Source organism: Bordetella sp., assembly GCF_051960075.1.
Classification (GTDB): Bacteria; Pseudomonadota; Gammaproteobacteria; order Burkholderiales; family Burkholderiaceae_B; genus Bordetella.
On the sequence record NZ_JBQCER010000035.1, the window covers coordinates 1 to 8913 of the forward strand.

The following is an 8913-nucleotide window of genomic DNA, read 5'->3' on the forward strand; positions in this document are numbered from 1 at the left end:
TGGTGTTTTGGTGGCTCTTGCGGGGCTCGTGTTGGGGGGGGGGGGGTGCTTGCGGCGATCGCCGGTTCTTTATGGCAAATCTGCGATCTCGACTACTAATGAATTTTTTGTATACGCGTATACAATAAATGCATGGGCCCTAATCTGAATCTCGCCGACGCCTTGCGCGACGAAATCCTCGCCGGGCGGCTTGCTCCCGGCACGGTGCTGTCGCAGACCGAACTCGCAAGCCGATTCGGCGTCAGCCGCATTCCCGTGCGGGACGCCTTGCAGCAGCTTGCCGCGCAGCGGCTCGTGCTGGTTCTGCCCGGCAAGGGCGCGCGGGTCGTCGAACTCACGCAGGACGAGCTCACGGAAATCTACGACTTGAGAACGCTGCTGGAATGCGACCTGCTGCGACGTGCGATCGGAAAGGCCGGCCCGCGGGACCACGCCGAGGCCGAATATGCTTTGCGCAAATCCAGCCTCGAGGCGGGCAGGCCGGGTTGGGCGGACGGCGACTGGCTATTTCATGCGACGCTTTACGCTCCGGCGGGCCGCATGAAGCAGCTATCGATGGTGCAGGAGCTGCGCCGTCTCTGCGCGATGCACGCCGCTCGCTACGATGCTCTTGCCGATCGCACGCCCGACTGGGTTTCGCAGCACGAGGACATTTTCCAGGCCTTCAGGAAAGGGCGTGCCGACGAAGCCGCGCGCCGGCTGCAGCGACACATCGACGCGGCGCGAGCCTTCCTGCAAAGCCAGGCCAAGCGATGAATTTTCATGCCGATGCTTGGCCCGCGATAACATTACGCGAATACGGCATTCATCCAATACGAGAAAAAGGGTTTTTCTATGGCTTCGGCCCAAGTCCTGGCGGGCTTCCACGCGGTAGTCGCGCGTCTGCGCCACGCGCCTGATTCGATCCGGGACATCTACATCGAGGCCTCGCGCCGCGACAAACGCATGCAAAGCCTGGTCGAACAGGCCGAGCGAGCCGGCCGGCGCGTACACCCCGTGCCCATGGAACGGCTGGACGGCCTGTCCGGCGGCACGCGCCACCAGGGCGTGGTCGCCCTGGCCGACGCGCGCCAGCTCGCCGTGAGCATCGACGAGGTCCTGGACGTGATCGAGGGCCCGGCATTTCTGCTCATCCTGGACGGCGTCACCGATCCGCACAATCTGGGCGCCTGTCTGCGTACGGCAGACGCCGCCGGCGTGCATGCCGTCATCGCGCCGCGCGACCGCGCCGTGGGCTTGACCAGCACCGTGCAGCGCGTGGCCTGCGGCGCCGCCGATACCGTACCCTACATTACGGTCACCAATCTGGCCCGCACCATGCGCGAACTCAAAGACCGCGACATCTGGCTGGTGGGCACCGACGACCAGGGCGCAGACGACATGCACGCCGTCGACGCCAGGCGCGCCATGGCCTGGGTCATGGGCGCCGAGGGCGAGGGCATGCGCCGCCTCACGCGCGAGACCTGCGACCAACTGGTGCGCATCCCCATGCTGGGTTCGGTGGAAAGCCTGAACGTCAGCGTAGCCAGCGCCGTCTGTCTGTACGAAACCGTAAGACAGCGCCAAACTTGACACACCGCAATCCGAGGACGCTGCGGCAATCCGAAGCACGGGGCGGCCAACCACAGCCGCAGAAGCGGCGAGCATCGGAATTGCGCAGGGCAGCCTCGGCGTCTAGAGAACGCAAATCAAGACGTTCCAAGCACAATTTACAGATTAAGCAAGATAGTCAACAGATTCAGCAAGCAGAGAATCACCATGCACAAGAACGGCCTGACCACCCAAGTCCTGCACTCCGATCGTCGGCAGCCCATCGAACACGGCGCTGTGCACAAGCCCATGCATCCCTCGTCGCAGTACGTCTACGGCGACGCCCGCGAACTGGCCGCCGTGTTCCAGGGCAAGGCCGGCTACACCTATTCGCGTCAGGGCACGCCGACCACCGGTGCGCTCGAAGCCAAGATCACGCTCATCGAAGAAGGCTTGGGCTCCGTCACTTTCGCCTCCGGCATGGCCGCGCTCACCGCCGTGTTCACCACATTGCTAAAAGGCGGAGACCACCTCATCTCCAGCCAATACGTCTTCGGCAACACCACCAGCCTGCTGGGTACCCTGGCCGACCTGGGCGTGGAAATCAGCTATGTTGACGCCACCGATGCCGCCCAGGTGCGCGCCGCGCTGCGCCCCAACACGCGCATGGTCTTCACCGAGACCATCGCCAACCCCGGCACGCAGATCGCCGACCTCCGGGGCATGGGCGAATTCTGCCGCGAGCAAGGTCTGGTCTATCTTGTCGACAACACCATGACCTCGCCCAGTCTGTTCAGGCCGCGCGACGTGGGCGCCAGTCTGGTGATGAACTCGCTGTCCAAATATATCGCCGGCCATGGCCATGCACTCGGCGGCTCGATCACCGACACCGGCCTGTACGACTGGTCGAACTATCCTAATATTGCCGAGCCCTATCGCAAGGGCCAGCCCACCGGCTGGGGGCTGTTGCAGATCAAGAAAAAAGGCCTGCGCGACATGGGCGGTACGCTGGCTGCCGAGCCCGCGCACCGCATCGCCATCGGCGCCGAGACCCTGGCGCTGCGCATGCAAAAGCATTGCTCGAACGCCCTGGCGCTGGCGCGCTTTCTGGAAACGCACCGCGGCGTGGCCAAGGTGCATTACCCCGGGATGCCCGGCCACGCGCAGCATGCGCGCGCCACCGAACTCTTCGGCGGCCGCTATGGCGGCCTGATGGGCATCGAGCTTGCCGAAGGCATCGATTGCTTCGATTTTCTGAATCGACTGCACATCGTGCTGCTTGCCACGCACCTTGGCGACACGCGCAGCCTGGCCTTGCCGGCCGCGCACACTATCTATTACGAGATGGGGCCTGAGCGCCGCAAGCAGATGGGCATCTCCGATAGTTTCATTCGCCTTTCGGTGGGCATCGAAGACGAAGCCGATCTCATCCACGATTTCGATCAGGCGCTGCAAGCGAGCATGCCTCGATAAACGGGGCACGGGTAAAAAAAGCGCATAACACAGCTCATCTCTTGCTGGCGCACCGCCTGTGTTCTGCGGCATATAAACAATGCAAATTTAGCGTGGAAACGCGCGTCGATCTGCGCGTTTCCCCTTATGGCATTGCATCATGCGCGGCAAAACCAGTCGTGGCGCGGCTCTTGGCGGCATGCGCCGGCTTTTTGCTTGACAATATTCGCTGGCACAAGGCTTAATACACTCACTGCGTCGCAGTCGCTCCGATGCGTTTTCTCCGTCGAAGCCACTGCGACGTAGCAATTAGTACGAGCGCCATGCCGCGCAAGATTCCACTTCCTGGTTGTTCACGTGTTTGCTTGATCACGGCGCGTGCCGGACGTTTGCGCTGCCGCCGTCCATGCATAATTTACTCATGAGGGGTACAACTTAAATGAACAAAACTGAACTCATCGATCACATCGCCAGCAAGGCCGACATTTCCAAGGCCGCGGCAGCGCGTTCGCTCGACGCTTTGATCGGTGCCGTCAAGACCACCCTGAAAAAGGGCGGAACGGTAACGCTGGTTGGCTTCGGCACGTTTGCCGTTTCGTCCCGCGCCGCACGCACGGGCCGCAACCCGCGCACCGGCGAAACCATCAAGATCAAAAAGGCCAAGGTGCCGAAGTTCCGTCCGGGCAAAGCGCTCAAAGACGCCGTGAACTGAAGCGCAAGTTCATCGTGCAATGCAATCTGAATCGAGAGCCCACAGGCTCTCGATTTGCTTGATGGGTAAGGCAGGCTATACTGCCGCCTTGCAAGATGCCCAGGCGTGGCCCCGCATGATACGGGTGCTTAGCTCAGTTGGTAGAGCGGCGCCCTTACAAGGCGTAGGTCACAGGTTCGACCCCTGTAGCACCCACCACTATCCTGCGCATCGCGTTCGGCAAGTTGTGCAAAACGTGTACTGTCTCTAACGGCTGCGGCGATGCAGGCCGTTTTTTTATGCCCAATCTTGCGAATAATTCGCATTTAGATTAGGATGTGAAACTTCCCATGCGTGAGGCCGGCCGGGCCTTGCGCAAAACGCCGTGCCGTTTCATGTCCGCGCTGATCCGTTCTTCCGAGTTTTCGGCTTTTCAAACACCGATGCGATTGCGCATCGGGGCGGGCGTGCTGGTGCTGGCTTTGCATGCGGCCGTCGCCGCTTTCATCGTGATGGGCTCGCACGCCGCACCTGCTGCCGCCGAGAATGAGTCTGCGATGATGGTGAGTGTGATCGATGCGCCTGCGCCGCGACAGGCGCCGCCGCAAACCGAACGCCAGCCGCAACCGCCGGCGCCTGCCGCCGCGCTTCCTGCCGAACCGCCTCCGGAACCTGATGCGCAAGCGCGATACGAGCCCGAGCCGCCGCCGATAGCGCATCCTTCGTCGCTCGCGCCGGCGATCAAGCCTCAGCCCAAGCCGCATCCCCAACCGCTGCCTGTGCGGCATCCTGTGCCGCAAACAGCGGCGGAGCCTTCCGCGCCCGCGCCCGCGGTCGCCGACGTGCACGAAGGCCCTCAGCCAACAAGTCAGGCGCCGGGTCAGGATCAACCTGTTCTGGTCACCCATATCGAGTACGACGGTCCGCGGCCCGTCCCGGTCTATCCCAGGCTTTCGCGCCTATACAACGAAACGGGCCGGGTTGTCGTGCTGGTGCGCATCAGCGCACAAGGCCAGGTGCAGGACGCGCGCATCGACACCTCGTCGGGTCACGAACGCCTGGATGCCGCTGCGCTGGACGCGGCCCGCCGCGCGCGCTTCAAACCGTTCACGCGCAATGGCGTGGCCATGCCTGCCCTGGCCAGGCTGCCTTACGATTTTCAAATGAAGGACTAAGCCCATGAATCCGACTCCCGCGCCGTCCACGGGCGTGCTGCATTTTCTGAGCCAGAGCGACGCCGTCGGCCAGACCTTGTTTTTCATCCTGGTGATCATGTCGCTGGTGACTTGGTACCTGATCGTGGTCAAGGCCGTGAGCAATCTGCGCATGCGCGGCCGCGCCAAGGCGTTTCTCAACACGTTCTGGAATTCCAGCTCGCTGGAGCAGGTGCAGAACGAGATCATCACGCACGGCGCGCGCGATCCCTATTCGCACCTGGCCAGCCACGCCATCCACGCCGCGGACCACCACGCCAAGTTCGGCGCCACCAAACTGGAAGAGGCGGGCGGCAACGGCGAGTTCGTCACGCGCACCATGCGCAAGGTCATCGACGAAGAAACCGCCAAGCTCGAAAACGGCCTCACCATCCTGGCCTCGGTGGGCTCCACCGCGCCTTTCGTGGGCCTGTTCGGCACGGTATGGGGCGTGTATCACGCGCTGGTGGGCATCGGCATGTCCGAAGGCATGACGATCAACCAGGTCGCCGGTCCGGTGGGCGAGGCGCTCATCATGACCGGCCTGGGCCTGGCGGTGGCCATTCCGGCGGTGCTCGCCTACAACGCCTTCGTTCGTTACAACCGCGTGTTCCTGTCGCGGTTGGATGCCTATGCTCACGACCTGTTCGCGTTTTTGACGACCGGCCATCAAGTGGAACTGTCCGAGAGCAAGGTGCGCGCCATGCGCCGCCTGCGCGTCGAAGGCAACGGAGGAAAATAAGCCATGGCCTTCGGCAGCTTCGACAACAAGGGCTCGGGCGGCCACACCGTTTCCGAAATCAATATGGTGCCGCTCATCGACGTCATGTTGGTGCTGCTGGTGATCTTCATCATTACGGCGCCGCTGCTGGCGCATTCGATCCGCATCGATCTGCCGCAGGTCAGCGCCGCGCCGACCCAGGAAGACCCCAAGGCCATCGACCTGGCCATCAAGGGCGACGGCGCGCTGTACTGGAACGACCAGCCGGTGACGATGGACGGCCTGGCAGACCGCCTCGCGGCGTCGGCCCGGGACAAGCCTCAGCCGGAAATCCATATCCGCGCCGACCGGGACACGCGCTACGAAGTGCTGGCGCAGGTCATGGGCGCGGCACGCCGGGCCGGCATGGCCAAGATAGGCTTCATCACCACGCCGTCGCCCCAGCCTGGCCCGTCGGTCAGTAACAAGTAACCTTCTGTGTACGCCTTGGTTCGGATCGCGCTAGAATCGAGAAATGCGAGTTCTAGTTATCGAAGACGACACCACCCTGGGCCATGCGCTGCAGGAATTCCTGTCCGATCAGGGTTATGCCGTTGACTGGCTCACCGAGGGCGACAAGGTCCAGGGAGCCATGGTCGGCCAGTCTTATGAGCTGATCCTGCTCGATCTGAACCTGCCGGGCCTGGGCGGCCTGGACGTTCTGCGCCAGTTGCGCCAAGACGGCAACCAGGTTCCGGTGCTCATCCTTACCGCGCGAGACGGTCTGGACGATCGCGTCGCGGGCCTGGATGCCGGCGCCGACGACTACGTCACCAAGCCATTCGATCTTCCCGAGCTGGCCGCCCGGGTGCGTGCCCTGGCGCGCCGCCGGGCCGGCCAGGCGCAGCCCACCATCGAAGTCGGTCCGCTGGTGTTCGACACCATCGGCCGCGAAGTGCGCGTCAACGGTCAGCGCCTGGCGCTGTCGGTGCGCGAACTGTCCGTGCTGGAAATGCTCATGGCGCGCGTTGGGCGCGTCGTCACCAAGCGCCAGATCGTCAACTCGCTCTCGGCCTGGGATGCCGATTTCAGCGAGAACGCCGTCGAAGTCTACGTTTACCGTCTGCGCAAGCGCCTCGAAGGCACGGGCGCCAGCATCCAGACGGTGCGCGGCTTCGGCTATCTGCTGGACGTGGAATCGGCGTAAGCGCCACGCCTGCCCGTTGCGGCAGACGTGAGCCGACTGCGCGCCGCACGCAGCCATGTTCGAGAGCTCCACTTCCAAGAAGCCCCCTCCGGCTTCCTCCTGGCGCGTCGCCTGGCGGCTGCCGTCCGGGTCGCTGGCCCGACTGCTGATATCGGGGCTGATGCCGCCGCTCATGGTCCTGGTCCTGCTCGATGTGGCGGTCACTTGGGTTATCACGCACAAGCTCGACATGACGGTCTGGATGCTGGAAGACTTCTTCTGGCTGATCGTGGCGGGGCAGGTGCTGCTCATTCTGCTTTTCGCCGGCGTCGTCGTGCATGGCGTGCGCTCGGGCCTGCGTTCGGTCAACCACCTGGCCGATCAGATCCGGCAGCGCTCCATCGAAGATATGCAGCCCATGGTAGTGGCCAATCTGCCTTCCGAGATCGCGCCGCTCGTCACGCACATCAACGATCTGCTCGAGCGCCTCGATTCCTCGCTGTCCGCTCAGCGCCGTTTCATCGGGCATGCCGCCCATCAGCTGCGCACGCCGTTGACGGGGCTGAAGCTCGAGTCCGAGCTGATGCTCGCCAGGCCGCTGCCCGACGACGTGCGCGCGCGGGCCGAGCGCATCAAGGTCGTCAGCGACCGCATGATCCGCCTGGGCCAGCAACTGCTGGTGCTGGCCCGCTCCAATCCCGACGCGCAACCGCGGGACAACTTCGTGCGCCTGGATTTGTGCGAATGGGTGCGAGCCAGCGGCGCCGAATGGGTTCCGCGCGCCATGGCCGCGCAGGTCGACCTGGATCTGGTCGCGCCGGACGTATCGATCGACATCGACGGCAATCCGCTGCTGCTCGACGAACTGCTGGGCAATCTGATCGACAATGCGCTGCGCTACGGCAAGAAGCCCGGACGCATTACCCTGACCGTGGGGGCGAGCCCGCCTTCCCTGACCATCGAAGACGACGGTCCCGGCATTCCTCCCGACGAGCGTGACCGGGTGTTCGAGGCGTTCTACCGCTCGCCCAGCGCGGCGGCCGGCGGCTCGGGCCTGGGCCTGGCGATCGTCAGGGAGATCGCGACCGCGCACGGCGCCTGGTGTCAGCTGACCAGCCGTCCCGAGTATTCCGGCACTCGCCTTTCCGTTGTTTTTCCCGGTCCTCGCAAGGGTACCCAACCGTCACGTCACGAGCGACACGCATGAGCGCATCAACCACGGCCCCCCATTCTTCCTCGCGCAAGGCTTTGACAATAGGCGCGCTGGGCGTGGTGTATGGCGACATCGGCACCAGCCCGCTGTATACCCTCAAGGTCTCCCTAAACGAATTCAAGACCCTCGATGCCGCACACGTGCTGGGGATTCTGTCCCTGCTGTTCTGGCTGCTGATGGTGGTGGTGTCGTTCAAATACGTCATGCTCATCATGCGCGCCGACAATCGCGGCGAGGGCGGAACGCTGGCCCTGCTCGAACTGGCCGTGCGCGGCGTGCAGGGTCATAAACGTACGGTGCTCATTATTTTGGGCATCTTCGGCGCGGCGCTATTCTATGGCGACAGCATGATCACGCCTGCCATTTCGGTAATCTCGGCCATCGAAGGCATCGGCATCGTGTCGCATAATTTCGACGCCTGGATCGTACCCATTTCGCTGGCCGTGTTGATCGTGCTCTTTGCCTTTCAATCGCGCGGCACGGCCTCGGTGGGCAAGCTTTTCGGCCCCATCATGGGTCTGTGGTTCGTGACGCTGGCCACGACGGGCCTCTGGCAGATCGTGCAGCATCCGGTCGTGCTGCACGCGCTCAATCCCCTGCAAGCTGCGTCTTTCGTGGCTCAGCGGCCGGTGGCCAGCTTCGTGCTGCTGGGGGCGGTGGTGCTTGCGCTGACCGGCGCCGAAGCGCTTTACGCCGATATGGGGCATTTCGGCCGGCCGCCTATCCGCACCGCCTGGTTCTGGCTGGTGCTGCCTTCGCTGGTGCTCAATTATTTCGGGCAGGGCGCGCTGCTGTTGAGCAACCCCAAGGCGCTGGAGAACCCCTTCTTTTTGATGGTGCCGAGCTGGGGGCTGCTGCCGCTGGTGGTGCTGTCGGGCCTGGCCACCGTGATCGCGTCGCAGGCCGTGATCTCGGGCGCGTTCTCCATGACGCGCCAGGCGGTGCAAC

10 protein-coding genes and 1 tRNA gene are annotated in these 8913 nt (G+C 63.7%); all 11 read left to right on the forward strand.

Features of this window, described 5'->3' with window-relative positions:
• Positions 1–132: 132 nt before the first annotated feature.
• Entirely contained in the window at positions 133–756 is a 624-nt protein-coding gene (locus ACTHJ1_RS04500) for a GntR family transcriptional regulator (RefSeq protein WP_440188323.1), read from the forward strand.
• A 78-nt stretch (positions 757–834) separates the two neighbouring features.
• On the forward strand, positions 835–1572 hold the full coding sequence (gene rlmB / locus ACTHJ1_RS04505) for a 23S rRNA (guanosine(2251)-2'-O)-methyltransferase RlmB (RefSeq protein WP_440188326.1): 738 nt from the start codon (positions 835–837) through the stop codon (positions 1570–1572).
• A 186-nt stretch (positions 1573–1758) separates the two neighbouring features.
• On the forward strand, positions 1759–3003 hold the full coding sequence (locus ACTHJ1_RS04510) for a cystathionine gamma-synthase family protein (protein ID WP_440188329.1): 1245 nt from the start codon (positions 1759–1761) through the stop codon (positions 3001–3003).
• A gap of 418 nt (positions 3004–3421) precedes the next feature.
• On the forward strand, positions 3422–3694 hold the full coding sequence (locus tag ACTHJ1_RS04515) for an HU family DNA-binding protein (protein ID WP_440188332.1): 273 nt from the start codon (positions 3422–3424) through the stop codon (positions 3692–3694).
• Positions 3695–3816: 122 nt separating this feature from the next.
• Positions 3817–3892: transfer RNA gene (locus ACTHJ1_RS04520), tRNA-Val, on the forward strand.
• Positions 3893–4068: 176 nt separating this feature from the next.
• Entirely contained in the window at positions 4069–4848 is a 780-nt protein-coding gene (locus ACTHJ1_RS04525; protein WP_440188335.1) for an energy transducer TonB, read from the forward strand.
• A 4-nt stretch (positions 4849–4852) separates the two neighbouring features.
• Complete coding sequence (locus tag ACTHJ1_RS04530; RefSeq protein ID WP_440188338.1) at positions 4853–5608, forward strand: MotA/TolQ/ExbB proton channel family protein; 756 nt, start codon at positions 4853–4855, stop codon at positions 5606–5608.
• Between the two features lie 3 nt (positions 5609–5611).
• Positions 5612–6058: an ExbD/TolR family protein gene (locus ACTHJ1_RS04535; protein WP_440188341.1), complete on the forward strand. Its 447-nt coding sequence runs from the start codon at positions 5612–5614 to the stop codon at positions 6056–6058.
• 43 nt (positions 6059–6101) lie between these two features.
• Complete coding sequence (locus tag ACTHJ1_RS04540; protein WP_330917337.1) at positions 6102–6773, forward strand: response regulator transcription factor; 672 nt, start codon at positions 6102–6104, stop codon at positions 6771–6773.
• A 55-nt stretch (positions 6774–6828) separates the two neighbouring features.
• Positions 6829–7959, forward strand: coding sequence for a sensor histidine kinase (locus ACTHJ1_RS04545; protein WP_440188346.1), 1131 nt, complete (start codon positions 6829–6831; stop codon positions 7957–7959).
• Positions 7956–8913: KUP/HAK/KT family potassium transporter (locus ACTHJ1_RS04550; RefSeq protein WP_440188349.1), on the forward strand; the 958-nt coding region annotated here is incomplete at its 3' end. The genes ACTHJ1_RS04545 and ACTHJ1_RS04550, both read left to right, overlap by 4 nt.

What these genes read in the sequence shown, in the direction of transcription:
- ACTHJ1_RS04500 (WP_440188323.1), top strand. Translation starts at nt 133, where the DNA reads ATGGGCCCTAATCTGAATCTCGCCGACGCCTTGCGCGACGAAATCCTC.
- rlmB (WP_440188326.1), top strand. Translation starts at nt 835, where the DNA reads ATGGCTTCGGCCCAAGTCCTGGCGGGCTTCCACGCGGTAGTCGCGCGT.
- ACTHJ1_RS04510 (WP_440188329.1), top strand. Translation starts at nt 1,759, where the DNA reads ATGCACAAGAACGGCCTGACCACCCAAGTCCTGCACTCCGATCGTCGG.
- ACTHJ1_RS04515 (WP_440188332.1), top strand. Translation starts at nt 3,422, where the DNA reads ATGAACAAAACTGAACTCATCGATCACATCGCCAGCAAGGCCGACATT.
- ACTHJ1_RS04525 (WP_440188335.1), top strand. Translation starts at nt 4,069, where the DNA reads ATGTCCGCGCTGATCCGTTCTTCCGAGTTTTCGGCTTTTCAAACACCG.
- ACTHJ1_RS04530 (WP_440188338.1), top strand. Translation starts at nt 4,853, where the DNA reads ATGAATCCGACTCCCGCGCCGTCCACGGGCGTGCTGCATTTTCTGAGC.
- ACTHJ1_RS04535 (WP_440188341.1), top strand. Translation starts at nt 5,612, where the DNA reads ATGGCCTTCGGCAGCTTCGACAACAAGGGCTCGGGCGGCCACACCGTT.
- ACTHJ1_RS04540 (WP_330917337.1), top strand. Translation starts at nt 6,102, where the DNA reads ATGCGAGTTCTAGTTATCGAAGACGACACCACCCTGGGCCATGCGCTG.
- ACTHJ1_RS04545 (WP_440188346.1), top strand. Translation starts at nt 6,829, where the DNA reads ATGTTCGAGAGCTCCACTTCCAAGAAGCCCCCTCCGGCTTCCTCCTGG.